Source organism: Dyadobacter subterraneus, assembly GCF_015221875.1.
Lineage (GTDB): Bacteria > Bacteroidota > Bacteroidia > Cytophagales > Spirosomataceae > Dyadobacter > Dyadobacter subterraneus.
This window is the reverse complement of sequence record NZ_JACYGY010000001.1, coordinates 4,395,587-4,421,549: the sequence shown is the minus strand read 5'-3', so window position 1 is coordinate 4,421,549 and position 25,963 is coordinate 4,395,587. Positions and strand designations below refer to the sequence as shown.

Sequence of the window (25,963 nt, the reverse complement as noted above, 5' to 3'; positions counted from 1 at the left end):
TTAAACATATAAACTATGGAAAAGTTGGCAGAATTTGTCAAACAAAAAAGAAAGCAGGCGCAGTTAACACGGGAAGACCTCGCTTCAAGGGCCGGAGTTGCACTTACAGTGATACGGAAGATCGAACAGGATAAAGGTAATCTGAATCTTGAAAAAGTGAATCAGGTACTTCGTATGTTCGGACATGAGCTCGCCCCTGTCAATAGTAAAGATCTGAACCTGTTAAGCATGCCAGAGAGGCCATGAATCTTTATTCCATTAACACGCTACTTGATCTCCTATAAGCGATTTCCAATAAAAAGACATTGCTTTTCAATGGCTGGATCTTTCATTTCTCTTTGATGAATACGAAGAATCCTACAAAGCATTGATGGAGCAGAGTTATTCCATTTTAAAAATGTGAAGGTAATGATCTAGATTTCAAGCGCCCAATCCCTGAAATTACAATTGAAATCACTTCCATATATTGACCAAAATCATTTTTTCGGATATCTTTACAAAGTAAGTCCTGTCTACTTTTCTTCATGATTGAATCACATGTATTTTTTGGTAAATGGAAATCTTTAGAGAATTTCGTTCATTTCGAAATGCCTCCCAGTCACGACCTTTGCTTTCTGACTAACAAAGATGAACTTCAAACCTATGTCCTTTGCACGGACCCCAGGATCGTAACACGGTTAAAAATACATTTTGATCTTGTGGAATCAGAGATGGATACCTCCATGTCCTATAAGGGGTGGACCAGGCGGGGAAACAAAAATCTTCTGCCCGAGATAGATTTTTAGGCCAGTAGTAGGGTGAGAGTCTGAATTTCAGAAAAGCGTTTTTCCGTGGGGACCATAGACTGGAATGCGGCTGGAGGAAAATTGCATTCCGATTTTGGAGAATGTAAAAGTCAGGAAATGACATTTCCGGTATAATGAATCTTCCCTATATAGGCTTAATGCCGGCTTTAATGATCGGTGCAGTTAAAAGAGACTTACTCGATACCTGATATCTGTAAAAATAGATTCAAATTCGGCTTGCATACGATCTAACTAAAATGGCAAAACTTTTCGCTAATCAAGTCTTGAGGTATTTTCAAATATTTCGATTGATGGCCTTCCGGTTTAAAGAAATCCAAAACAGATAAATCTATTTTTCTAAAAATGAAAGCAATTTTTTGGTTGTTTCAAATTGCCTGAAAATTAGGCGACCCCAAAATCAAAGAAACGTCCAACGATATCGTTTGCAATCTCGTTAAGCACTCTGATCGATGTTGGTTTTGTAAAAAAATCATTCGCCCCGGCTTTTATAGCTTCCAGTTTTAATTTGGGGTCGTTGGAGGTTGTTAGCACCAGGGCTGGAAGACTCGAACAGCGCGGATCTGATCTAAGCGCCTGAATAGTTTCCAGTCCGTTCATAGAGGGCATATTCATATCGACAATAACCACCGTTTCTGACAAATCTTCCGAGTCCTGAATGTTTCTTAAAAGCTCCAATCCATTTTCAGCTTCTATGATATAGACATCAGCATTAGCTTCCTCCAATGCCTCTTTAATCATATTACGATCATCTTCATCATCATCCGCCAGATGGATAATTTTATCTCCAATCATATGTCAATTCTTTTCTACAAAATTTGGCAACTACCTCTACAAAGATAGAAATTTTTCTATTGGAATAAAATTGTCAGTAGGCTTAAATATTTGGTTAGCTTTTTAAATTGTCAACAGATTGGATGTTATAAAGGTTAACGATGTTTATACTTTCATTCTTTTAAAATACAGTTTTTAAAATTTCTCCCAAAACTTCCGTTAGACTCTTGGTACCGATGTACTGCAACCGCAGTGCAATTAACGTTTCAATTAAAAGAATGACGGAATTCCATGGGCGAGAGGCTGGTTTTGGTCTTGAAAAGTTTACTGAATGATTGCAGGTGTTCAAAACCAAGTTCGTAGGCAATCTCGCTTACTGTTAGATTAGTTGTGGAAAGTTTTTCTTTGGCAAGTTCAATTAATTTGTTGTGAAGGTGTTGTTGGGTATTCTGCCCGGTCAAAGATTTGAGCAGGCCGCTCAGATACCCCGGAGAGATATTTAGATTTTCAGCGATGTAAGTGACGCTGGGCAGTCCTTTCTCAACAAGCTGCCCGCTGTTAAAGTAGTGGGTAAGCAAATCTTCGAGCTTGCTTAGAATTTCGTGGCTGGTGATCTTACGGGTGATGAACTGGCGTTGGTAAAACCTTTCTGAATAGGTCAGCATTAATTCCAGTTGGGCAATAATTACGCTCGCACTGAACCGGTCAATATTGGCATGGTACTCCTGTTCGATATTTTGCGCGATACTTGTGAGCATCGTTTCTTCTTTGTCTGAAAGGTAAAGCGCCTCATATACTGAGTAATTAAAAAATTCGTATTGTTTAATGTTTTTGGCCAGCGGCGTGTTCCATAAAAAATCCGGATGTATTAAAATCATCCATCCTTCAGGAGCGTGCATCACACTTCCCTTTTCAATTTCCACACCAAAAACCTGACCTGGCGACATAAAAAACAGTACACCCTCATCAAAATCACTCGCCTGCTGGCCGTATTTGAATTTGGTGTTCTTCACCCTTTTCATTGAAATCGAGTAAAAATCATAGATCAAACTGAATGAGCCTTCGGCCAGAGGCCTTTTCAAATCTTCCATGTGTACAAGGCTGATCAGCGGGTGCGCCGGCTTAGGCAGGCCCGCAGCCCTGTGGTATTCAGTGATCGTGTGAAAACGGTAAAGCGGGTGCGTATTCATATCGGAAATAAAGATCGTTAATTTTTGTGATAAGCTATGGCAAACTCTTTCGCAAAATCCGCAAGTTTTACTTTACCCATCTTTGGCTGGCTCCGGTGAAAGTTCTCCAAGGTCTTTCCACTATGCATGGCTGCCTGCATTTCGACCAGGCTTTCTGCCAGCTTCTCGGGCAGTTTGGCCATCTTGAGTCCCTGGAGCATTTCTTTATCTGAGAGCAGAACCCATTTTAACCAGGGTTTACCAACGGCGGTTCCGATAATCTTGGCCGCTTCATTACAGGTCAATTCCTGACTGCCAACATAACGGATAGTTTTCTCTTTGGGCATCAATTGCAATTCCTCTGCCACAGCGTCGGCGATATCCTTTGGAGATACGAAAACAATTCTGTCTTCCCCGCCATAATTTCCCATCAGAAGACCGGTCTTGCCGGTAAGCAAAGCCCAAAAACCGCTGTAACGAAGCGTCAGAAATTTGCCCATAAATCCTTTGGCTTTGATCAGGTCCATAGACTGGTAGAAGTTGGTATAAAATGCGCCTGGACGCAAGATCGTAACAGAGGCCGTAAGCTGATCAAATAGGTGTTCCAGGTTTTCATCTTTGAGAAGATCCGCTGCCCAGCCGCTGAGCAGTACAACCCGTTTGGTTCCAGCTTCCTGAAAAGCCTCTACATAATTTTGCGCTATCTGGCGCATGTATGCGCCTAGGTCAGGCTCAGTAAAACTTAGCGGAATCATCGTGTAAACTGCGTCGGCGCCTTTGAAACTATCGGTAAGAAACTTAACATCGGACATTGAGCCAATGGCCGGTATCGCGCCTAAATTTTTGATAGCTTCCTTTTTTTTAGGATCGCTGCTGATAACGGTTACCGAATGCCCCTGGGCGATCAACATGTCTGTCAGCGGCTGGCTTATGTTCCCTAAGGAACCTGTTACTATAATTTTCATGGTTTTTTATTGAGTGTAAACACCGTTCTGAATATCTGCAATCAATTCTGAATGCGTTGGGTGCCAGTTTAGTTGCTGCTGGGTCCAGCTGCTGGACGCAGGGCAGTCAATCAAAGCCATCTGAGAGAACCAGCCAAAATGTTCAGCGGCTGCCTGCGGTGGCAGCGAAACAACCGGAATATTGAGCTGGTTTCCTATCGCTTCTGCGATGCTTTTAACTGTAATGGCCTCTTCGGCAGAAGCATGAAAACGTGCGGCTGGAGAAGAAGTTCCCGGTGCGGTGTTTTCCAGGGCCAGCCTGAATAAATGGGCTGCATCCAGACGGTGCACGGCATTCCATCGGTTGAGCCCTTCACCTATGTAGGCTGAAACTCCTTTCTCACGGGCAATATTAACCAGTATGGGTATAAATCCATGTTTGTCCTGATCTCCATGTACCGAAGGTGATAAGCGGATAACCGCGGCACGTACCCCCAGTGCAGCTACGGCATCAGCAGCCTGCTCGGAAGCCCGTGGCCAGGCCGGATTAAAAGGCGGAATTATATCTTCGGAGGCCAGTTTCCCAGGGCTTACAAGCGCGGTGCCAGAGGTTACAATAAAAGGCCTGTCAGAACCTGCCAGTACTTTGCCGATGGTCTCAATGGCTGTTTGGTCTACCCGACAAACCTGTTCAAAACGGGTAAAGTCGTGTATGAAGCCGGCATGGATCACCCCTTCTGCCAGTTCGGCCCCACTGCGCAGGCTGTCAAGATCTTCCAGCTCACCCCGGTGCACTTGTGCGCCGGCATCGATCAGTTTTTGGGCGGATGCATCCGAACGGGCCAGCCCCAACACCTGGTGGCCGGCGCCAGTTAATTCCTGCACAATGGCAGTACCAATGAAGCCTGTGGCTCCTGTAACAAATACGCGCATAATAGTTTTCTTTTTTTGTTGATACAAAGATCACATGCTTTTGCCGGCAGAATTTATCCAAATCTGCGTTTGGTTTAGCCAAATCCGTAAAATGTTTATGAAAGTTTGGAAACGTACGGGCTGCGACTCTTCTGCTTGTAATTAAAACAAAGCATTTGGTGGTAGCCTTCTAACAAAGGGAAAGAAGCTGAATTTTTCCGCCGCAGCTTTTTTGGTGAAATCTCTGGGTTTAAAGCAAGGCAGGCAGAGGGCATTGAGACTTTCCCAGCGTAAATGGTTTTGCGCTGGGAAACATTGCGGAAGCTAGTTAATCTTGATTTCGCCGGACTGCTGAAAGGTAAGTAATCCGCCTGTATGATCAAGGTCCCGCAAATGCTTACAAGCCGGGTTACTGATAGATATTTTCCTTTTGGTTCATCAGTTCCGAGGGCCGCAGTCCAAAGGATTTTTTGAAGGCAGATGAAAATGGGAGAAATTTTCAAAGCCCACTTCCAGATAAACTTCTGAGGGGCGTTGTTTTTTTGAAATCAGATAATACGCCTGCTCCAAACGTTTTTGCTGCAGCTACTTTTCAGGAGATAGAATGCAAGTTTTGGCAAAGTCCCTTTTAAACGACGAAAGGCAACGGCCCGTCAGTTTGGCGAAGGTTGCCAACGACACGTTGTATTTGTAATTTATGTTCATGAAGGCCTCCAGATTTATTTTATGCGGCTTTTGAAAATCAAACAAAATATTTTCAAAGCAATCATCCTTTTGCAGCAGCAGTTCAATGGCCTCCTGTGTTTTAAGCGCCGAAATTTTTTTGGTGAGTTTTTGCGGATTATCTATGTAGGGCATCAAAGAATCAAAGAAACCTTTCAAAATGGCATCAGCCGAACGGTCAATTACCGGAGAACCTTTGTACACTCTTTGATGACAACTATTATTTTCTGCCACATACTGATGTAAAGTATTCTGGTCTAAAATAATACCAACCAACTTAAATGGTTCTCGTGTCGCTGACGGTTTGTTGTATTTTTTTAACAACTGATTTCTACGGATAAAGTCTACGGAGCCTTCTTTTAAAAGAAAGTTCCTTCGTTCATATAATACTGCGCTTCGCCGGACAATGTAATTTCAAAAGCGTGCTCGGAAAGAAACTGCTCTGAACTTTGTTCTTTTTGAAAGGAATAAGCATGTAAGATATTATGGTGAAGCCTTTGATCTTTATCCATAAACTTTTATTTCAACTGGCTCATAATTACTCTATCCATCAGTTTATCAGGTAAGATCTTTCCTAAAAATAATACCGCAGAAGTTTATATGCTGAAAAGGTCAGATGTGAATCGTCAGCAGAATCCCTCATTTAACTTTTACCTCACTGTTTCAAATAATGAAGCGCCACACATCCGCTGGATTTGAAAGTCAGGGTATCAACCAGCTTTAAATTAAGTTTTTCCTGAAGGCTTCCATCATCCAGCAGTCGCCTTCCTTTCCCTGCAATACCTGGGTGAATTACCAAATGAAATTCATCGATAAGGCCGGCGCCGATCAATTCTGGAAGGAGGCTTACGCTGTCCACTGATATTTTTTTTCCTGGCTGCTGTTTTAATTTGAGCAGCTCCTGGGAAGGATTGCTGTGAATAATCCTGGTTCCATCTTCCAAATGCTCTAATGATCTTGAAACAACAACTCTGTCGATCGCAGTAAGTTTTTGGGCAAATCGGTTTTCATGTTCGCTTCCCGATTGTTTTTTTGCAACATCAGCCCAGTACGGAAACATAAGCTCATACATGACACGGCCGAAAAATAGCAGATCGACCTCATCCATCTTACTTGTGAAATAATCATGAATCTCTTTGCTGGGATTGAAAATAGTGTGATCGCAATACCCATCTAAGCTGATATTCATACCAAATGTTACAGTTCTCATCTTGACGCTTTGTTTTGATTTTAGAATTGGTCAAAAATAAGCGGTTGCATGAATTAGTATGGTGGCAATCCAGGTCAAAAAAGAGGGCATTTGAGCCAACCGGATAAGTTTGTGAACAGTTCTCAACGATGATATGATAAATCTTGATTAATCATGGCGATGGGGTAACAAGTTAACAATATCCCTTCTGTAAGCTAATCATTAGAGAAAAATATTTCTTCGCGTTCACGCATTTGGTGTGAAGTATGATTGATGAACAGGTGTCCAGCGTTCAGCATCGGACTTTAAAGATTAACAGCTTCCGCGGTCAGTTCAAATTCCGGTATTCATTAGGGGTAAGGCCGGTCTTCTGCTTGAAAAGCCGCGTGAAATGCTGCTGATATTTGAATCCAAGTTGAAAGGCAATTTCGCCAAATGAAGTATTGGCTTCGAAAATCTTCACCTTTGCTTCCTCGATTAACCTGGATTGAATGAAATCCAGCGCTGTGTTTCCGGTTTCTTTTTTAATAAGGTCTCCAAAATAATTTGGTGACAGACAGAGTATTTCCGCGCAGTAGGCCACACTGGGCAACCCCAGAGTCTGGGCCTTAGAGGATTTGAAATAATCGTTTAATAAATCTTCAAACCGTACCAGAATGTCTTTATTCGCGTTGGTTCGGGTGATGAACTGACGGTCATAAAACCGCATGCAATAATTAAGAAACAGCTCAATGTTTGAAACAATCAGGGTTTTACTATGCTTGTCGATATTTTGATCGATCTCAGTTCTGATCTTTTCAAAACAATCCACGATCGTTTCTCTTTCTTTTTTTGACAAATGAAGTGCTTCATTGACTTCATAGGAAAAGAAAGAGTATTCTCTAATCATTTTTCCCAGATGTGTTCCAGTAATCAGATCAGGGTGGAAGATCAGCGCATAACCAGAGGGTTTCATCGACTTGCCTTTGCTGTCAATTCCATATACCTGCCCCGGAGAAACAAAAACCAAAGTTCCGTCCTCGTAATCGTAGGGCTGGCAACCATAAATCATATCACCGCATTTGATGTTTTTCAAAAATACAGCGTAAATGCCCATATAGCGCCTGAAATGTTGTATGGTGGGAATTTCGTTAAAATTAACCACACTTACCAAAGGATGCAGCGTATCGGCGCCCACCCAGTTGTTGTACTGTTTAACCGTATCTATTCTTTCTACCTGATCCATATCTCGTCTGATTACAAGGCAAATATAATAATTCAGAATCACCCGAATCTGTTCTACAAGCCGGATCAGTAAAAGTGGTAAATAAACCTGTAATCTGTATAAAAATCTGCCTGGCTGTATGCGCGACCTTTGTTATGTGAAAAAAAGTTAAAAAATATTTCATGAAACGAAACTTCAAATCCATTCTTTACGCGCTTCTGATTGCAGCAGTGCTACCATGCACAGCTTACAGCCAAAATAAAACTTTAACAAAAATGACAGATAATCAAAGCAAAGCACTCTTCCCAATAGGTGACAAATTGACAAACGGATATTTCACGGGGGACGTCTATTTGAAACCGCTTCTTGCAAGAGACAAAAACAACAATTTTGTAATGGGTAGTGTAAGCTTTGCATTGGGCGCCAGAACAAATTGGCACATGCATCCGAAAGGACAGGTTCTGATTGTAACAGAAGGTGCCGGGTTCTTTCAGCAAAAAGGAAAGCCAGCGCCAGCCCATTCAAAAAGGAGACGTGATCAATATTGCTGAAAATGTTGAGCACTGGCATGGAGCCGCCCAAACTACAAAGATGACGCATATCGCGATCACGAATTTTGAGGGTGATACCAATGTGATCTGGCTTAAACCGGTTTCAGATCAAGAATATAACGCAGTTAATAAACAATAAACAGATTATGCCATGAGCCAGGCCAAACCATTTTCATGTGCGCTTCTTTTGGTGCTCATGTTCGCTGTAACTGTAACGAAAGCACAAACCTCTATGGATCAAAAAAAAGAGCTAAACCTTCAACAACAAAGCATTGTGGCCATTTCGGCCCTGACAGCCAGCGGGGATCTGGAAAATCTGTCAAAGCAGTTGGACACCGGGCTTGATGCAGGATTGAACGTTGAACAGGTCAAGGAAATTTTGGTGCAGCTGTATGCATATTGTGGTTTTCCAAGAAGTCTGAACGGCATCAGCGCGCTGATGGCTGTCACTGAAAAAAGAAAGGGGGAGCGGTATTACCGATAAGCAGGGAAAATCCAAGGTCTTAAAAAAATCTGCCAAAGATAAGTACGAGCAAGGAAGGAAGGTTTTAGAAATACTGACAAAAGCATCACAGTCAAGGCCGGCGCCGGGATTTGGAGAGTTTGCACCGCGTATCGACGTGTTTTTGAAGGAACATTTGTTTGCCGATGTTTTTGAAAGCGATGTGCTGACCTTTCAACAGCGTGAACTGGTAACCATTTCTGCTCTTGCAGCGATGCCCGGTGTAAGAACACAGCTGCAGTCCCATGTGAAAATGGGAATCAATACCGGTATCACAGAAAACCAACTAGCAGAACTGGCAGACCTGATTGAAAAATTTGTCGACAGGACACAGGCCAATTCATTAAGGGAAGTCCTGGCAAAACCAGGGGTCCCTATCATTGAACCCGGTATGCTGGTTCGCATTTCAGAAATCGAAATTCTGCCCGCTCAGCTGACTGAATATCATGCCATTTTAAAAGAAGAAGCGGCAGCATCGATTAAAAAAGAACCAGGTGTACTCGCCATTTTTCCCATGAGCATTAAAGAGCAGCCAACCCAGATCAGGATTATCGAGATCTATGCCGATAGTGCTGCCTACCAGTCCCATTTAAAAACACCTCATTTCCTGCATTACAAAACAACAACGGTGAAAATGGTCAAGTCATTAAAACTGGTGGATATGAATGTGCTTGACGCAGAGACCATGTTGCAAATCTTTAAAAAACTCAAATGATGAAAAAGACATCAAGAAGAAAGTTTATGAAGCAAACGGCCATAACAGGCTTAGTCGCTTTTAGTCCCTTGCAGCTTTTTTCGCAAAGCCAGGTATCAAAAAGTATGCGCAGTAATGTAAAAACAAAGGGGTTCGCAGGAAAGGACAAACACGGTAAACTGCAGCGCTGGAATTTTGAAAGGCGTCAGGTTGGTGATAACGATATTCTGATCGACATTAAATATTCTGGGATTTGTCATTCCGACATTCATACCATTCGCGGTCATTGGGGGCCACAGCAGTATCCGCAGGTTCCGGGTCATGAAATTGCCGGGATTGTAGCAGCCGTGGGTAAAAACGTTACCAAATTCAAGGTGGGTGATAAAGCCGGTGTTGGCTGTATGGTCAACAGCTGTATGCAATGCGAGAGCTGTAAAAAAGGAGAGGAACATCACTGTGAAACCACCGGTATGACCGGAACCTACGGCAGTCCTGAAAAATCATCACCAACTGGGATTACCCAAGGAGGATATGCCAGTAATATCGTGGTCACCGAGCACTTTGCTATCAAAATTCCGGTAGCAATGGATTTGAAATTCGCCGCTCCACTGCTTTGTGCCGGCATTACAACCTATTCTCCACTGATGAGAGCCGGAATAAAAAAAGGCGATAAAATTGGTGTGGTGGGCATTGGTGGTTTGGGCCATCTGGCTATCAAATTGGCAGTTTCAAAAGGAGCCGATGTTTACGCTTTCACGACATCGGAAAGCAAACGCTCAGACATTCTTTCGTTTGGAGCTAAAGAGGTGATTGTCGTAAAAGGAGCGGATGATCTGAAACCCTGGTTTGGAAAGCTGGATTTTATGATTTCAACCGTTCCTTACGCCTATGATATGTCCAGTTACATTTCCTGTGTAAAACCCTACCGATATTTCACCCAGGTCGGCCAGCCGGTAAACGGTGAACTTGTGATCAATAATTTCAATATGATTTTTAACCGCGTCAATTTCAACGGTTCGCTGATTGGCGGAATATCTGAAACTCAGGAGGTAATGGATTACTGTGCGAAGAACGAAATCTACCCGCAAATACAAATCATCAAAGCCCAAGAGATCAATGATGCCTGGGATAAGGTTATTGGCAAACAGGCCCGTTACCGGTATGTCATTGATGCGGCAACCATTTAATCCCTTGAATACCCAAAATATGAAACAGTCTATGCTGGTTTTATTTCCACTTGTCATTCTCTTAATTGGTTTCATGGCTTGTAAAACAGCTAACGATAGTAACATTACCCAAAACAAAGAAGAAAGAAACGTTAATGCTGATACTTCTTCTGGCGGCGGCCGGTTAAAAATCAGTATTGGTTCAAAAACTTTTAAGGCTGCACTGGGCAGTAACCAGGCTGTTGCCGCATTTAAAGCCAGAATGCCAATGACCGCTGTAATGAGTGAATTAAATGGAAATGAAAAGCTATTTAATTTTTCATCAAAGCTGCCAACCAATGCATCAAACCCTGGAACAATTCATGCAGGAGATTTGATGATTTATGGTTCGAGTACACTGGTGCTTTTTTATAAAAGTTTTCCAACGCAGTATTCCTATACACGTCTTGGGCGCATTGAGGATGCATCAGGTCTTGCAAAGGCAGTCGGTGCTGGCAATGTGACCATTACTTTTGAACTTGAATAAAATGACAAATGATTGATCAACAGAAACAAAATAATATTTTCGAAAGAATGAAGGCGGGCACGCCCATCAGCAAAGATGATGCAGATTACAGCAAGTTTGCTGATGTGGTCTCACAGACCATAAGGCTATGCGTTGAAATGAATACTTCGGCAACCGACGTGGAGCAGGTACGCGCTAAGCTGAGCGAAATAATGGGGACCAAAGTTGATGATTCTACGATGATATTTCCTCCATTTTACACCAATTTTGGAAGATCAATAAGCCTTGGTAAAAATGTATTTATTAACCATGCCTGCTCTTTTCTGGATATCGGAGGGATTGTCATTGAGGATGATGTTCAACTTGGTCCGAGAGTAAATCTTACTTCGGAAAACCATCCGATTGATGCCGCAGACCGAAAAACGCTCATTTTAAAACCGGTCATCATCAAGCGGAATGCCTGGATAGGTGCCGGGGCAACCATTCTGGCAGGCGTTACAGTTGGAGAAAACGCCATTGTAGCTGCCGGTGCAGTAGTGAGCCGGGATGTTCCGCCCAATACGATCTTTGCAGGTGTTCCTGCAAGAATGATAAAGACATTCTAAAATTTACGGCGTCAGCTTTTGGTAAGCGGTTTGAGCATTTCTGTTATATTAAATTACTGTAATTATACGAACGGACAGCGTTCTTGTTAGCTTATTTTGTTCAAAAAAGCAGAGGGAAATCAGCTATTATCCCAAAAAGTTTGCCCTGAAACCCGAGGGTGATTCGCCTGTTTTCGTTTGAAACAGTCTGCTGAAATAAGCCGGGTCGTTATAGCCAAGTTCATAGGCAATTTCCTTTGCCGTAAGGGAAGTATGAACCAGCAACCGTTTTGCTTCCAAAATAATCCGGTTCTTGATTACCTCATTGGGCTGTGGCAGTTTTAGACGGTTGAATTTATGTGTGATTGTTTTTGGGGCCATGCAAAGAAAATCTGCGTAATCGGCGACGGTGTGTTTGGATTTATAATGCTCTTCGACGAGCCTGGTGAATTTGCGGAAAAATTCAAGATCGCTTTGCTGTTCAGTCACTGCATTTTTCAGATGCTGTCTTTTCCACGAGCGCGTCGCCCGAATGAGCAGTTGTTTGAGGTAGGTCCTGACCATTTCCTCCAGCGAGCTATCATTGAGTTTGAATTCCTGGATCATTTCCTTGAATAAGCTTTCTAAAAAAGCGGTTTCTTCCTGGGAAGCCTCTACTTTGGGCATATTTCCGATATTGTTGAACAGCAGGCCATCGCAGGCCACTTCCTGATCATGGATCTGAATGCAATAAAAATCACGGTTGTAGAAGATGAAATAGCCGCTTTGCTCTCCTGCCGATTCTATTTCAAGATATTGGTTAGGACTAATAAAGAATAGTGTCGGCTGCTGCGTGTCGAAACAGGAAAAATCTACCCTGATCTTGTATCCGGCCGGCAAATAAAGGATTTTGATGTACTGCTTATAGTCAGGGCCGTTAATGATGTCTGTCTGCTGCTGACTTACTTTCAGTAATCCCAACGTTCTTAAATTATTGTTGAAAACGGTTGAACTCATGGCGGCATACCCGGATTGAGAAGAATGATTTTTTAATACAAGCTAATTGAAAGTCCTGTGAGGCAACTAACAGCTTCACAGGAACTTCCAGGAGTTTATTTTCTTGCAAATTTTTCGAGCTCGGAGTTAAATTTATCCTTTTCCTCCAAGAATAATCCATGTCCGCCCTTTTCAAATTTCACGATGTAGGAGCCTTTGATGGCTTTGTTCAACTGTTCGGCCAGAGAAAAGTCACACAATTTATCATTTACCCCATGAAATATTGCAACGGGCATATTAATTTTTGATAATTCAGCACGCAGGTCCAGCTCACCAAGTGCAGTAATGGCCTGTGTGGTAGCGTAGGGCGATGCATTCAGATTGATATTTTCCAGCCATTTGATCGACTCCTGGGAAAGTCCGTCTTGTTGCCCCTCAAAGGCTTTTCCAAAACCTGCAACCAGTTGCTCACGGTTGGTTTTGGTCTGCTTGATCAGGTCAGCCGCAGCTTGGTCGGTGATGCCATAAGGATAGCCTTCGCGTTGCTTCCATGAGGGGCCGGTTGCACCGAATAGGGCTAGTTTGCTGATATGTGCTCCTTTATATTTGGTCACAAAGTGAAGTGTCACGGCACTGCCCATCGAAAAGCCTCCAAGGGTTGCATTTTCAATTTTTAATTTTTCGAGCACCACTTTGATATCGTCGGAAAATGTGTCGAAGTCGTATTTTCCGTACGGCCTGTCGGATTTTCCAAAACCGCGCAGGGAAATGCCGATAACCCTGAACCCTTTTTCAACCAGGTACTGGTATTGATATTCGTACATCTCATTGTTCAGCGGCCATCCGTGTATGAGTACTACCGGCTGCCCCTGGCCAAGATCTATTACATGAAGTTTAACATTTTTTTCAACTTCAATGTACTCTTCCCTTCCCAGGGATGCGGGCTTGCGTGTTTGTGCAAATAAAAATTGACTTTGGAAAAGCATTAAGATAAATCCGATGGTCAATGCAATAGTTTTCATTTGAGTAGTAAGATTGAGTGTAAAAGATAATCAACTAACCCCTAGTTGATTGTCGTTGTTTTGACATCACAAAGTTGGCATATCAAACAGGGCGGAAGAATGGATAAAAGGCAAAGCGCCTTGTACATTTTTCCCTCAGACTGTTTTAGCAGCAGCACAGTGATGATAAAAGCCGCATCGGGCAGCTGTGAAGGGAAGTAATATTATATCACTTCGCATAAAAGATCGCCAACTGATCCAATCGCTTTTTAACCCGTCCGTTTTTCATTGGCTCGAATCTTGCCAGCTCGGTATTATTTTTGGTAACAATGACAAGGAAGGGTTGACTAAGCTTGTTCGTGAGGTGATAGATTGTAGCAAGCTCGGCGATATCCTCAAACCATGCTGCCATGGCATACAAAGAAGGGTAGGGTGTCTGCGCGAGCTTTTGATAGACTTCCGGGGCAAGTGAAATCGGCACCGGCTGACCGCTTCGGAAGCGGGTTTTTTCCAAAAGAGAATCAATATATGGATCGGCAGGCACGTTCATTTTACGCCAGATGTCCTTTGTAAATAACGTTGGTTTCACCACTGAATCTGATTCGGCAGGATGAGGGGTGATCTCCAGCATTGCATCTATAATATGCGTGGCCTCATGCATCAGCACATAAACGATCGCATCCATGTTTCCGCCTTCCACCTGCACTTTATAGCCAAAATCAGCTGCCGGCTTAAAACAGGTGTTTTCTTTCCAGGTTGCCCACTCTGAAATGGTCTGATCCAGTAAACCTGCACGAAAAGTAATGTTGAACATTTTTAGTCCACGGGACGGGTCCACTGGCGATGTCAGCGCCGTGTTTGGCATATTATCCATGAAGCTGATGCTTTGCAAATGTTGTTTTAAAATCCGCTGGTGCAAAGGTGGCAACAGTGCAAAAGCATTGCTTACCTTTTTCATTTGAGCCGGCGTCAGCTTGTGGTCAGCGGGTTTCATTCCGGCCTCTCGGAAACTTTTAAAGACACTTTCAGGGGCAATCCTAATCCGCCTGAAAATCTCACTATCCTTAGCGTAGTCTAAATTTTGAGCCGAAGTCAGGTCTGAAAAAAACAGCAGCGCCAAAGCTAAGAATGCCAGTTTAAGCACCGGTTTGCTGATTAAATAGGTATGCAACATTTGCGTTTATTATCGTTTCCCAGGTTGGCTCGGTGATCAGATACGCCTTTTCCCTAAGCAATATCTGCGAAATTATACATTAAACCTTTAAGCAGTGATTTTTAAAGAGCTGATCAGTTGATCATTCAGTTCCAGGTGATATTGCATCAGGGCAGGACTTCCCGGAAATGTGCCGGCTACTTCAACAGTGAGCTTTCCCTTCGAGCCGGTTTGCAGGAAGTCGACCGCTTTCAACTGCATCTTGTACTTTTCAGTCGCCTGCTGTATCCAATCCCTAATTTCGTCTCTGCCTGAGTAAGATGATCCTTCATCGAAAACGGTTGCCTGTTCTGTAAAATACGCAGCAAATGCATTGCTATCGAATTCGTTCTGTGCCTTGATGAGGCCTTCAATGTTTTCAGGGAGTTGCATGATATTATTTTTTATTTAAAAAAATGATTTTTGTATTACATAATGGTTTGATAAATAGATGATTAGATCGTAGGTATGGTGCCGCATCCAATCACATATTCTGTGCCAGTCAGGTATGCTGCCCTGGGAGAAACAAGAAAGCCAACCAGCTCGGCCACTTCCTTCGGCCAGGCCGGTCTTCCGAAAGGGATGCCGCCCAGCGCGTTCATTACGCTGCTTTCAGCTTCTTTTAGCGTGCCGCCCGAGCTTTTTGATATCCGCTCCATCATCTTGCCGGAGGCTGTGGTCATAATCCAGCCAGGCGATACGGCGAGCACGCGAACTCCTTTGGACGAAACTTCATTGGACAGGGTTTTGCTGTAATTGACAAGGGCGGCCTTCGCTGCCGCATAGGGTAGCGTGGAATCATATAGCGGCAGTTTGGCCTGAATGGATGCAATGTGGATGATGACTCCTTCTGCGCGCGTGATCATGCCTGGCAGAAAGCTACGGTCCAACCGCACAGGTGCCAGCATGTTGGTCTGAAAAGATAACTCCCAATCCTGGTCTGAAAGCACTGCAAATCCGCCGCCGGGCGTTTCTGAACCGCCCATATTATTGATCAAAATATCCAGCCGACCAAATTTATCGATCACTTCGTCGACTACTTTCCGGGTTCCCTGGGGTTTGCTTAAATCTGCCGCGATGAAATAAATATCATTGTTTTCCGGCTCCGGCTTATTTCTGGCGGTAATGATCACCTTAGCTCCCGCCTGCAAAAAGGCGATCTGGAATTGCCTTTCCTGCTCCTTTACTTCCTCCGGTTACCAGCGCAATTTTACCCGCCAGCTCGTTTTCAAAATTCATGTCCATGACTTTGTTGTTTTGTTTAGGACAAATTTCGGCAGTATGTTAAATGCTGACAAGTACGGATTTACGATTCATATAGGGATAAATTTATCCCTATTGAACTGATGAAAGCATATATTTATATTTGCAATATGTACGAAAGAAAAACATTACCCGACCTGAACTGCGGGCTAGACCTGATCGGTGAGGTGCTTTACGGCAAATGGAAAATGCGGCTTTTGTGGTTTATAAACGAAGGTTTTCAACGTCCCAGTGAGCTGCAAAGAAAAATTCCGGGGGCATCCCGGCGCGTGTTGAACGTACAGTTAAAGGAACTGGAAAGCCATGAGCTTGTTGGAAAAATCATTTATCCCGTTGTGCCGCCCAAAGTAGAGTATTATCTCACTGATTTCGGAAAATCGCTGATTCCGGTTATCGGAGCAATCGGGCAGTGGGGCGATGCGCATGACCAGCGCCTTCGGAGTCTTATTGAAAAGAATATCCAGCATAGTTAGCTGAAATGATGCTATCTGTAACGTTGGACCAATTTGACGTAAGCCAAATCTGCCCTAGATTTCTCTAAGGCAAGAGGACTTTATTTTCATACAAGAAACACGATTGGCTCATGGCTCGCGGAACAGTGCCTTCTTTGGTATTTCGCTGATAAGCTTAGCCTCATTTACTCCGAAAATTTTCTGATGAAGCCATTATTTGTTCGATTTGGCTTTCACTATGTGCACTGAGTAAAGTATCAAGATATGTAATGTTTCGTAATATCGTGGTGAGCAAATCCAGACCCAAGCGAATGATTTGAGAAAAATCTGAATATTCAATCTTAAAAAAATTTGAAAGGTTCGAATATCAGGCAAAAAAATATTTGTTTGTATTCGAACCTCTAAGTGTTAATTGAAATTGTTTTCTATATGCTGCGCATTATATATGACGAAAGGATAGGATACATTTGTTATTTCACCGCGGATTTTAAAACGGCATATTTTAAACTGTCAACGGTAATACCCGAAACAGATTTAACAGACAATTTGGACATCGGATTTTCGGGAAAGAAAATATCAGTCATTACGGTAAGTCCGTTGTCGGCGAATAGTTCAATCGAAGCCGCGTCGGCAATTAATGTAAGAGGAATATTGCTCGCTTGCGAGAACCTTGGCGCTACGTGTTTTGCTGCGAAACCTTTTTCAAAACCCAAATTACCAGATTTCGATCGGTCAATGTAAAACTGGTTTGCGGCTTTATCATAGCCGACAATAACTTCGTTTCCCTGCTGATTTGACAGCACAATTGAAAAGTCTGTTCTACTTTCCATTGTTAAATCCAGTCGGAATAAGCCCGTATTATTCTTTGTTTTATCTGTCAGGTCCAGTTGCCCTTTAACTTTTACTTTTTTTAGAGAAAAGCCTGTGGTATTTAAAACGTCCAGTTCTTGCACAGGAACTGATGTCAGATAGAGCTCTTTCCCAACTGTTTTCAAGCCTAGCTGCCGGGCGATGGTATTAGCGCTTCGCCAAGGGTCTGTTGGAACCTGATTGGCATATTGCCAGTTGCTCATCCAGCCCATTAAAATAGTACGATCACCGGTATTAGCGAAGGTGACCGCAGCATAATTGTCTGTTCCATAATCTAGCCATTTTGTTTCTTTTGAATTCGAAGTGAAAGTTTTACCGTCAAAGTTTCCCAGAAAGTACTGGCCCGCAGAGCCTTTATTTGGTCCGCCGGGATTGATATTGACGATCAAAACCCAGATTTCTTTCCCCTCATGTTTGATCGGAAACAGATCAGGACATTCCCATACACCGCCATGACCACCTTCATTGACCCCGAAATCACTTTCACGCATCCATGATTTCAGATCAGCGGAAGAATAAAATGTTATCCGGTCTTTTGTCGCTAAAGTCATGACCCATTTTTTTTGCGGCTCAAACCATCTGACCTTCGGATCTCGGAAGTCACTGATGCCCGGATTTTTAATTACCGGGTTCCCTTTGTACTTCGTCCAGGATTTGCCTTCGTCCAGACTATAGGCGATGCTCTGCGACTCATGTTTTCCGGTCTTTTGCTGTTCCAGCACCGGATCATGGTGTGTGAAAATGGCTATAAGAGCATCTTTCCCAAATCCGGCTGTATTGTTTTTATCCACTACTGCACTTCCGGAAAAAATATAGCCGAGGCTGTCCGGATACAAAGCAATAGGCTGTTCTTTCCAAGAGATCATATCAGAGCTAGTCGCATGTCCCCAGTGCATGGGACCCCAAATCTTGTCATTTGGATAATACTGATAGAAAAGATGGTAAGTTCCGTTCAGGTAAACCATGCCATTAGGATCGTTCATCCAGTTGGCTTTGGGTGTAAAATGGAACTGTGGCCTGTATTTTTCCTGAAAGTCCTGCGCCATCAAGAAAGGTCTGGCCAGTGCGCAAATAAGCAATAGGCAAATGATAATTTTTTTCATGTTATGTTGGTTGGCTTTCCCTTTTCGGTAATCGTAGGTTGATTTTTGAAATCCTTTTTTTGAAACACTAGTTCTTTAAAGAACTCGGTCAGATAAGCCGGCTGCCTATTTTGGCAGCCGGGGCAGGATTTTTAGAATCCCGGGTTCTGTTTGTATAGGCCTTTGGTAAAGCTGATTTCTCTTTGTGGAATCGGCAGATACTCGTCACGGCCCGCAGTGAATTTCGCCGTTGCTAAAAATTGTCTTCGTGTTTTTTCCTTATCAAGGTAGGCATTCAGCGTCTTTTCAGCAATACCCCAGCGCACCAGGTCAAAGAATCGTGGACTTTCGGTGGCAAATTCCAGTCTTCTTTCCCATTGCAATGCTTTTCTGGCATAATCCTGTGTCCAGCCGGATGCGTATTCTTTAATATTATACTTTGAAGGCAAGGTTCCGTCCGTTTTTTTCAACCGTCCTGTGCTTGCCGCTGCCCTTCTTCTGATCTGGTTGATCAGTGGAAGGGCAAGTGCCTGCTGTCCCAGTTCAATATAAGCTTCTGCCTGCATCAGCAGTACATCGTCGTAGCGGATAATATCAATGTTTTTAGACGTGCCAATAAAAGGACCTTCTTTGTGATAAGACGCGCTTGTGGCTAGCTGCTGCTCTTTCATCGTATGGAAAAAACCGTAAACGCCAGGGTCACGGATCCAGCTATTGCTGAATGGTTTAGTTGCATCATATTTGTAGGGATGTCCGTCAATTCCAATGGTGTGATCTACGCGGGGATCGACCGTTTCCGTATTAAAATCAACGTTTTTATCATTGAAAGTATCAAATAAGGGTAGTCCGTCGCTTCCCGTTTTATAAGCGTTGGCAAGATTCTGGCTCGGCTGATGAAAGCCGCAGCAACCGTACTGAGGTGCTCCGTGTGGATAATTCAGGCCAGTCACATAACTCAACCTGCCTGCTGCGGTGCCATCGTTGATCGAATACTGGATGGCAAAAATAGACTCGGGGCCATTCTCTGTTTCGGCTATAAAGTTTTCTGCAAAATCCGGCTGCAGGCTGTACTGACCCGAGGAAATAACCTGTTGGGTGAGTGTCACCACTTCCTGTAAACGGGTTTTATTGATGTTTGTCACTTTGTGGTTATCATCCTGCTCGTAAGCCTGGTACAGTCTTAGTTTTGCAAGATAAGAAGCCGCCGAAAGTTTATTAGCCCGGCCCACCTGGTCTTGTTTCTGAGGCAGATTATCGATAGCGAACTGAAAATCTTCCCCGATTTTATTCCATAGTTCGTCATTTTTATATTTGACGTTCGACTCTTTCAAAATATCCTCACTACTCATCGTTTCGGTAATGTAGGGAATATTTTTAAATAGCATTTTCAGCATAAAATGTGAATGACCTCGCAGGAAGCGCATTTCAGCTTCCCTTGTTTTTTTCAAAGGAAATTCGGTCTCATTTACAGCGTTTAAACTGGCCAGCGCGGCGTTGGCCCTGGAAATCGCTTTGTAAAAATTCTCCCAGGTGTAAGGATGCATAAAAGTCAGATCCGGCCTTGTCAGGTTGTAATGCTCGTAAAAATCAATTTCGGCCACATCTGAAACCCCGCCACCTCCCTTGTAGGCATCATCCGAGCGGACACTCCCGTATACCCACATGCTGGTCATCGGGCCGATCATTTCATCATTTCCAATGCCTGCGTAAGCGGCCGTCACCAGCGATTCTGCGGCGGATGCTGATTTAATATTGTCCGAGGACAAAAGGCCCTGCGGCTGGTAGTCAAGGTAATCCTTGCAGGATGAAGTGATTATCAAACTGCCAGCCAGTACTAAGGAATAGATATATTTATTTTTCATTGTTGCGAAAAGGTTAGAATGAAACGTTTAGCCCGACAGTAAGCGTGCGGGGAATCGGAATCGCGTTGATATCGGTGCGTTCAGGATCTGGTCCAAGGAAACTTTTGGATTTGACAAGGAACAGGTTTTCAGCCATCACATAAAGCCGAATGCGTTGCAGCTTGATTTTTTCTACAAATGCGGAATTGATCGCATAACCCAGTTGGATGTTTCTAAGCTTAAAGTATGAGGTATTGACGTTAAAATAATCCGAAGTCCGTGTTTCGTTATTGGAATCAGACAAGGAAAGCGCAGGGATTTTTGACCCTGTATTCGTTGGCGACCATGCATCAAAAACGCCTGGTCCAACGTTATCACGACCCCTGATGAAATTGTTATAAAAAGTATACGAATCAAATCCTTTTCTTCCCGCAATACCTGAACCGAAAACTGACAGATCAAAGTTTTTGTAAAACACCTCTACCTTTAGATTGTACTCAAATGCAGGCAATGTCGTTCCAAAGAAAACCCTATCCAGGTCATCAATTCTGCCATCGCCATTGGTATCCACATACCGGATTCGGCCAGGGCCGGCGCCTACCTGTGTTGGTGCGGCATCCACTTCCTGCTGATTTTGGAAAAGACCATTTGTTTTATACCCAAACAAATCAAATTGGGAATGTCCAAGGATGGTGTTGAGCACGTTTCCGGCATAAGCTGCTCTGACTTCTTCGGGTAATTCAGTGATTTTATCACGGAAGCGGCTGATACCAGTCATAATGTTATAGGTAAAATCGCCTTTTGGTTTGCCGTAGTAGCCCAGGGAAAATTCAAACCCGCGGTTTGATTTTGCAGCGCCATTAACCACTTTGAGCTGTCCTTCTCCAACGGCTGAGGCAATAGGTGGCGTAATGAGAATGTCGCTGGTTTTGCGGGTGAAATAATCAAATGAACCTTGTATACTTCCATCCAGGAACCCGAAATCCACCCCAAAGTTTGCCTCATTGGTACTTTCCCATTTCAAATTCGGATTGGCTCCCTGAATGGAAACGATACCTGATGGAAGAATTCCTGTATTTGCCCCGTTTAGATCATAAGCGGTTCCGATGTTGTAGTATTGATCAAAAAAGCTGTTGTGCCCGTTTGAAAATTGGGACTGTCTTGTGCCGTAGCGCGTGTCATACAAACCGAAACGGGCAAGGTCTCCGATTTCCTGATTTCCCACGCGGCCCACACCAGCCCTTACTTTCAGGTTACTAATCTTTCTGACATTTTTAAAGAAATTTTCTTTATCAATTCTCCATCCAACCGAAGCTGCCGGGAAAATACCGTACGCATTTTGGCTACCAAAACGTGAGGAACCATCCCGGCGAATCGTAACTGCGGCCAGGTAGCGATCCGAAAAACCGTAGTCAACCCGCGCAAATTGTGACAGCAGGCGGCTTCCCGTTCCTGTCCCGGTCACGTTTGTATTCCCCGTACCGGCATTAAGCACAAAATAATCCTTGGTTTGCACGCCAAATCCTTCTTTTCTTGCAATCTGGTTGTCAAGCGTATTTTTGATTGCTTCGGTACCAACCAAAAATTTCAGGTGATGATTGCCAAGATCCAGATTATATCTTGCCGTGTTGGACCAGGTTAGACTCAAATAGCGGTTTTCATCCAGTGTAAGGCTGTTACTGGTACGGCCAAAAGATCCCTCCTCAAAAGCCTGTTCAATATTTTTAAAGCGGTAATTGGCATTATCAGCCCCCAGACTTGTTTTTAAAAACAGGTTTTTAACCGGTTGGATTTCAACAAAAACATTACCAAAAAGTGTCATCCGGTTGGTATTGTCCCATTTGTTAATATCTTGCATATGAAGCGGGTTATTGCGATCCGAATAGCCCGAACCAATCGCTCCGCCCCATGAGCCGTCTTTGGCATAGACCGGAATGGTAGGGGCCAGGGTCACGGCAAGACCCGGTGTGAGCGCGCCGCCGATATCGGTTGAAGCAAGCGTTTCATTCGATGTAGCCAGCTGCACATTGGCGCCAATTTTTAGTTTTCCATCAAAAGCACTGGTTAAAGCATTGATACGGCCGCTGATTTTCTCGTAGTCTGTGAAACGCAGCATACCCGTATTTTTGAAATAGCCAAGGTTTACTTGCAGTGATGAGGTCTTGCTTCCGCCTGAAATCGTTAGCTCGTTGTTGGTAACAATTCCTGTTTTGTACAGCTGTTTTTGCCAATCTGTATCACCGGCCGGCATATTCGGGTTACCGCCTACAAACGGCTGAACTGTTACACTGTTTAAGACGGGATTTTTAAAATCCTTGTTCCAGTCAAATGCATAAAGCGCACCATAGCCGTCTTCGGGATTTACGCCGTCATTAACCGATGCGCGCCATAATGCACGGCCTCTGTCAACTGCGTTAAGCATTTTAAACCGCGCGTATTTTTCAGACTGCGCCGAAACGCTGCTGTTAAAATCAATGTTGATCTTGCCATTTGAATTTGCACCGTTTTTAGTCGTCACAATAATAACGCCGTTGGAAGCCCTTGATCCATAAATCGAAGAGGAAGAAGCATCTTTCAAAACCTGGATTGATTCGATGGAATTCGGATTTAATCCCTGGAAAACTTCCGGTCTTTTGGTAGGTACACCATCAATGATGTAAAGCGGATCGGTATTTCCCAGTGTATTGGCACCGCGGATCAGTATCCTTGAATTCGTACCGTTTGGCGAACCTGTTTTTTCAATATATAGACCCGGCACACGTCCTTGCAAAGCCTGCATCGGGTTTCCCGAGCTGATATTTTTCAGTGGCGCCATATCCACAACAGCGATTGCTCCGGTTAAATCTTCTTTTTTGGAAGATGTATAACCTACCACAACGACCTCACCAAGATTTTTTGAATCGTATTGCAAGATCACATCCAGTTTAGAGTTGTTGCCGACCGGAAGTTCCTGGGCGAGCATACCCACATAAGAAAATACCAGGGTAGCCGCAGAGGAAACAGAGATCGAATATTTTCCATCCACATCAGTTATCGCGCCGTTGGTCGTTCCTTTTTCAAGAATACTCACCCCCGGCAAGCTTAGACCGTCAGAGGCTTTGACCGTACCGGTAAGGGTACTTTTGGTTTGTGCCCACACAATTTGCATGGAACACAGGATGGACAGTACCATCAATCGTAGTTGTTTTTTCATAAATTATAGATGGTAATCGGTTAGTTATTAAGGAATTCTTCAAGTTCGATATCTGAAATAGAGGGGGTTGCGCCCTGATAGGTAGCGACCATAGCGCCCACAGCACAAGCATTTTTCAGTGCCAATGAAACAGGTGAACCGGCCAGGATATGTTTGAGAAACATGGCCAGAAATGAATCCCCGCTGCCGATCGTATCCTGCACTTGCACTTCATATCCGCCCTGGCTTGTGAAACCATCCTGGTCAAGTACTACCGCGCCATTAGCGCCCAGTGTCAGACAGATCGTTTGAAGCTTAAATTTGTCAGCCAGAAATTTCATCTGCGTCTGTGGATCGGGAAGGATTCCATACCACCCGGCAACGATGGCCAGCTCATGCTCATTGACTTTGACGATGTCCGCTTTGGAGAGTAAATATTCTACCGTCTGACGGTCATAATGCGGAGGACGCAGATTTACATCAAATACTTTCAGCGGTGCTTTTTCCAGCAAATGATACAGGGTGTCTTTGGTCTGCTGATTTCTGACGGCCAGACTTCCGTATAAAAAAACATCGGATTTGGCCACTACTGCATCCACCCCTGGGTCGGGCTGGATATAATCCCAGGCAACGGGCTGGACGATTTTATAGGCCACTTCTGTTTTATCGGTAAGGTTTACTTTGACAATCCCGGTTAAATGCGTTTCTCCGATCTGCACAAATTCTGTTGACAAGCCTTTCCGGTTAAGATAATCGGTCAGTTCTACACCCAGATCGTCTGTTCCTACACGGCTGATGAAGGTAGGGTTCAGGCCAAAGTTTTTTAAATGAATCGCCACATTCATGGGCGCCCCTCCGGGTTGTTTACCGGATGGAAGCATATCCCAGAGCATTTCTCCAAAAATTACAATAGAAGGTGTCATATTAAATTAAAGAGTTGAATTAGTGTAAAACCATTGTTTTTTCAAGGCGCTCAAGAGAGGTTCCTTTTGTTTCCGGCATCACGCGCCAGACGAAAATGAGCTGAAAAACCATCATGACCGCAAAAAAGGAAAAGGTGATACCGCCGCCCAGATATTCAGAGATGATAGGAAATGAGAAGGCAACAACTGCGGCCATAAACCAATGCGTAAAACTTCCTAGCGCCTGACCGTTTGCACGTACTTCATTGGGGAAGATTTCCGAAATAAATACCCAAATCACGGCGCCTTGTGAAAAAGCGAAGAAGGCAATGTAAACAAAAAGGAAAATAGGGACGCCTGAAAAATCCTCAATAAAAAAGGCGCGGGCAACAAGACTTAGTGTAACGATCAGTCCGACAGAACCGATCAGCATCAGCGTACGTCTACCGAAGCGGTCAATAAAATTAATGGCCAGTAATGTAAATGCAAAGTTTACCAGCCCTATTCCTGCGGAGGAAAGAAAAGCCGACTTCGTGCCAAGACCGGTCATTTCAAAAATACGCGGACTATAATAAATAATTGCGTTAATGCCTGATACCTGGTTAAAGATTGCAAACATCACGGCCAGTCCGGCTGGTGTTTTGTATGTGGCAGAGAATAATTTCGCTTTTGGTTGACTTTGCCTGTCGTTGGTGCTCTTTAGAATATCAGACAACGTTTCTTCGCTGTTTTTTGGATCAATCAAACCCAGTATTCGCCTTGCTTCATCAAGTTTTCCTTTTTTCATGACCAGCCAGCGCGGGCTTTCCGGTACGTACAGGATTGCTAGAAGGAAAATTATTGACGGGACAGCCTGTATACCCAGCATCCACCGCCAGGCATGTTCGCCGAGATCCTGCATGAAATAATTGGAAAAGTAGGCGATCAGAATACCAAAAACCACATTGAACTGAAACAGTCCTACCATTTTTCCACGTGATTTGGCGGGAGAAATTTCAGATATGTACAAAGGTGCTGCAACCGAGGAAGCGCCTACGCCAAGACCACCCAAAAACCTAAACAAAAGAAACAAATACCAGTCATTAGATAAAGCTGAACCCAGAGATGATACAAGATATAATACCGCAATCCAAAATAAAGTCTTTTTTCTGCCAAGTCTGTCGGCCGGAATACCGCCAAGCATGGCCCCGATGACTGTGCCGATCAGAGCGATAGATACGGTGAAGCCGTGCTGGACGGCTGTGAGTTTCCATAAAATCTGGATCGCTTTTTCTGCTCCTGAGATCACCGCTGTGTCGAATCCAAAGAGAAAACCTCCCAGTGCCACAACAATTGACCAAACTAAAACTTTGCTATTCTTCATTGATAGTTTTGATTTTTTTTGTCAAAACTACTTGTTGAAAGTGCTATGAATAACTAAATAATATCTCAAAAAAGTTAAACTTTGATACAATGTAACTTTATAGGGGTAGACGAATCAAAATCAGCATTTT

Annotated in this window: 27 protein-coding genes; 9 read left to right on the top strand and 18 right to left on the bottom strand. The window is 43.6% G+C overall.

Features of this window, described 5'->3' with window-relative positions:
• Positions 1-15 precede the first annotated feature (15 nt).
• Positions 16-246 (top strand): helix-turn-helix domain-containing protein, encoded by a 231-nt coding sequence (locus tag IEE83_RS18435; protein ID WP_194121988.1) that lies wholly within the window; start codon positions 16-18, stop codon positions 244-246.
• Between the two features lie 941 nt (positions 247-1,187).
• Here IEE83_RS18435 and IEE83_RS18430 read toward each other — a convergent pair.
• The 8 genes from IEE83_RS18430 to IEE83_RS18395 all read right to left on the bottom strand — a co-directional run bounded on the left by IEE83_RS18430 (position 1,188) and on the right by IEE83_RS18395 (position 7,739).
• The gene (locus IEE83_RS18430) at positions 1,188-1,598 is read right to left on the bottom strand and encodes a response regulator (protein WP_194121987.1); all 411 of its coding nucleotides are present in this window, start codon (positions 1,596-1,598) and stop codon (positions 1,188-1,190) included.
• A gap of 245 nt (positions 1,599-1,843) precedes the next feature.
• On the bottom strand, positions 1,844-2,767 hold the full coding sequence (locus IEE83_RS18425) for a helix-turn-helix domain-containing protein (protein ID WP_194121986.1): 924 nt from the start codon (positions 2,765-2,767) through the stop codon (positions 1,844-1,846).
• Between the two features lie 17 nt (positions 2,768-2,784).
• Entirely contained in the window at positions 2,785-3,711 is a 927-nt protein-coding gene (locus IEE83_RS18420; protein ID WP_194121985.1) for an NmrA family NAD(P)-binding protein, read from the bottom strand.
• 6 nt (positions 3,712-3,717) lie between these two features.
• Positions 3,718-4,623 carry an SDR family oxidoreductase gene (locus tag IEE83_RS18415; protein WP_194121984.1) on the bottom strand — a complete coding sequence of 302 codons (906 nt, stop codon included), beginning with the start codon at positions 4,621-4,623 and terminating at the stop codon, positions 3,718-3,720.
• Positions 4,624-5,187: 564 nt separating this feature from the next.
• A complete protein-coding gene (locus tag IEE83_RS18410) occupies positions 5,188-5,649 on the bottom strand; it encodes a hypothetical protein (RefSeq protein ID WP_379992151.1) in 462 nt (153 codons plus the stop codon).
• Positions 5,650-5,684: 35 nt separating this feature from the next.
• Complete coding sequence (locus tag IEE83_RS18405; RefSeq protein WP_194121982.1) at positions 5,685-5,837, bottom strand: hypothetical protein; 153 nt, start codon at positions 5,835-5,837, stop codon at positions 5,685-5,687.
• A 143-nt stretch (positions 5,838-5,980) separates the two neighbouring features.
• A complete protein-coding gene (locus IEE83_RS18400) occupies positions 5,981-6,535 on the bottom strand; it encodes a dihydrofolate reductase family protein (RefSeq protein WP_194121981.1) in 555 nt (184 codons plus the stop codon).
• Positions 6,536-6,842: 307 nt separating this feature from the next.
• Positions 6,843-7,739, bottom strand: coding sequence for a helix-turn-helix domain-containing protein (locus IEE83_RS18395; protein WP_194121980.1), 897 nt, complete (start codon positions 7,737-7,739; stop codon positions 6,843-6,845).
• Between the two features lie 161 nt (positions 7,740-7,900).
• Between IEE83_RS18395 and IEE83_RS33010 the strand changes: the two genes are divergently transcribed.
• The 7 genes from IEE83_RS33010 (at position 7,901) to IEE83_RS18365 (ending at position 11,741) form a co-directional block, all read left to right on the top strand.
• Complete coding sequence (locus IEE83_RS33010; RefSeq protein ID WP_228101866.1) at positions 7,901-8,269, top strand: cupin domain-containing protein; 369 nt, start codon at positions 7,901-7,903, stop codon at positions 8,267-8,269.
• Positions 8,253-8,408: a cupin domain-containing protein gene (locus tag IEE83_RS33005; protein ID WP_228101865.1), complete on the top strand. Its 156-nt coding sequence runs from the start codon at positions 8,253-8,255 to the stop codon at positions 8,406-8,408. The genes IEE83_RS33010 and IEE83_RS33005 overlap by 17 nt, the downstream gene beginning before the upstream one ends.
• A gap of 12 nt (positions 8,409-8,420) precedes the next feature.
• Positions 8,421-8,753 (top strand): carboxymuconolactone decarboxylase family protein, encoded by a 333-nt coding sequence (locus IEE83_RS18385; protein WP_194121979.1) that lies wholly within the window; start codon positions 8,421-8,423, stop codon positions 8,751-8,753.
• Positions 8,754-8,895: 142 nt separating this feature from the next.
• The gene (locus IEE83_RS18380; RefSeq protein ID WP_194121978.1) at positions 8,896-9,486 is read left to right on the top strand and encodes a carboxymuconolactone decarboxylase family protein; all 591 of its coding nucleotides are present in this window, start codon (positions 8,896-8,898) and stop codon (positions 9,484-9,486) included.
• Positions 9,483-10,652, top strand: coding sequence for an NAD(P)-dependent alcohol dehydrogenase (locus IEE83_RS18375; protein ID WP_228101864.1), 1,170 nt, complete (start codon positions 9,483-9,485; stop codon positions 10,650-10,652). Before IEE83_RS18380 ends, IEE83_RS18375 begins: the two co-directional genes overlap by 4 nt.
• A 19-nt stretch (positions 10,653-10,671) precedes the next feature.
• Positions 10,672-11,157 (top strand): cyclophilin-like fold protein, encoded by a 486-nt coding sequence (locus IEE83_RS18370; RefSeq protein WP_194121977.1) that lies wholly within the window; start codon positions 10,672-10,674, stop codon positions 11,155-11,157.
• An 8-nt stretch (positions 11,158-11,165) separates the two neighbouring features.
• On the top strand, positions 11,166-11,741 hold the full coding sequence (locus IEE83_RS18365) for a DapH/DapD/GlmU-related protein (protein WP_194121976.1): 576 nt from the start codon (positions 11,166-11,168) through the stop codon (positions 11,739-11,741).
• Positions 11,742-11,867: 126 nt separating this feature from the next.
• Here the strand turns inward: IEE83_RS18365 and IEE83_RS18360 are convergent, their stop codons facing one another.
• The 5 genes from IEE83_RS18360 to IEE83_RS18340 all read right to left on the bottom strand — a co-directional run bounded on the left by IEE83_RS18360 (position 11,868) and on the right by IEE83_RS18340 (position 16,039).
• Entirely contained in the window at positions 11,868-12,716 is an 849-nt protein-coding gene (locus IEE83_RS18360; protein ID WP_194121975.1) for a helix-turn-helix domain-containing protein, read from the bottom strand.
• 95 nt (positions 12,717-12,811) lie between these two features.
• Complete coding sequence (locus IEE83_RS18355) at positions 12,812-13,717, bottom strand: alpha/beta fold hydrolase (protein WP_194121974.1); 906 nt, start codon at positions 13,715-13,717, stop codon at positions 12,812-12,814.
• Between the two features lie 208 nt (positions 13,718-13,925).
• Positions 13,926-14,870, bottom strand: a complete 945-nt coding sequence (locus tag IEE83_RS18350; protein WP_228101863.1) for a hypothetical protein — start codon at positions 14,868-14,870, stop codon at positions 13,926-13,928.
• Positions 14,871-14,957: 87 nt separating this feature from the next.
• Positions 14,958-15,281 carry a nuclear transport factor 2 family protein gene (locus tag IEE83_RS18345; protein ID WP_194121973.1) on the bottom strand — a complete coding sequence of 108 codons (324 nt, stop codon included), beginning with the start codon at positions 15,279-15,281 and terminating at the stop codon, positions 14,958-14,960.
• A gap of 62 nt (positions 15,282-15,343) precedes the next feature.
• Complete coding sequence (locus IEE83_RS18340; protein ID WP_228101862.1) at positions 15,344-16,039, bottom strand: SDR family oxidoreductase; 696 nt, start codon at positions 16,037-16,039, stop codon at positions 15,344-15,346.
• Between the two features lie 222 nt (positions 16,040-16,261).
• Here IEE83_RS18340 and IEE83_RS18335 point away from each other — a divergent pair, with 222 nt between their 5' ends.
• Positions 16,262-16,624 carry a winged helix-turn-helix transcriptional regulator gene (locus tag IEE83_RS18335; protein ID WP_194121972.1) on the top strand — a complete coding sequence of 121 codons (363 nt, stop codon included), beginning with the start codon at positions 16,262-16,264 and terminating at the stop codon, positions 16,622-16,624.
• 449 nt (positions 16,625-17,073) lie between these two features.
• On the opposite strand, the gene IEE83_RS18330 is transcribed toward IEE83_RS18335, so the two are convergent.
• From IEE83_RS18330 to IEE83_RS18310, 5 genes are all read right to left on the bottom strand, one after another.
• The gene (locus IEE83_RS18330) at positions 17,074-18,576 is read right to left on the bottom strand and encodes a glycoside hydrolase family 32 protein (RefSeq protein ID WP_194121971.1); all 1,503 of its coding nucleotides are present in this window, start codon (positions 18,574-18,576) and stop codon (positions 17,074-17,076) included.
• A 131-nt stretch (positions 18,577-18,707) separates the two neighbouring features.
• The gene (locus IEE83_RS18325; RefSeq protein ID WP_194121970.1) at positions 18,708-20,417 is read right to left on the bottom strand and encodes a RagB/SusD family nutrient uptake outer membrane protein; all 1,710 of its coding nucleotides are present in this window, start codon (positions 20,415-20,417) and stop codon (positions 18,708-18,710) included.
• Between the two features lie 13 nt (positions 20,418-20,430).
• A complete protein-coding gene (locus IEE83_RS18320; protein WP_194121969.1) occupies positions 20,431-23,589 on the bottom strand; it encodes a SusC/RagA family TonB-linked outer membrane protein in 3,159 nt (1,052 codons plus the stop codon).
• A gap of 20 nt (positions 23,590-23,609) precedes the next feature.
• Positions 23,610-24,491: a carbohydrate kinase family protein gene (locus IEE83_RS18315; RefSeq protein ID WP_194121968.1), complete on the bottom strand. Its 882-nt coding sequence runs from the start codon at positions 24,489-24,491 to the stop codon at positions 23,610-23,612.
• Positions 24,492-24,510: 19 nt separating this feature from the next.
• On the bottom strand, positions 24,511-25,833 hold the full coding sequence (locus IEE83_RS18310; RefSeq protein WP_194121967.1) for a sugar porter family MFS transporter: 1,323 nt from the start codon (positions 25,831-25,833) through the stop codon (positions 24,511-24,513).
• Positions 25,834-25,963 lie beyond the last annotated feature (130 nt).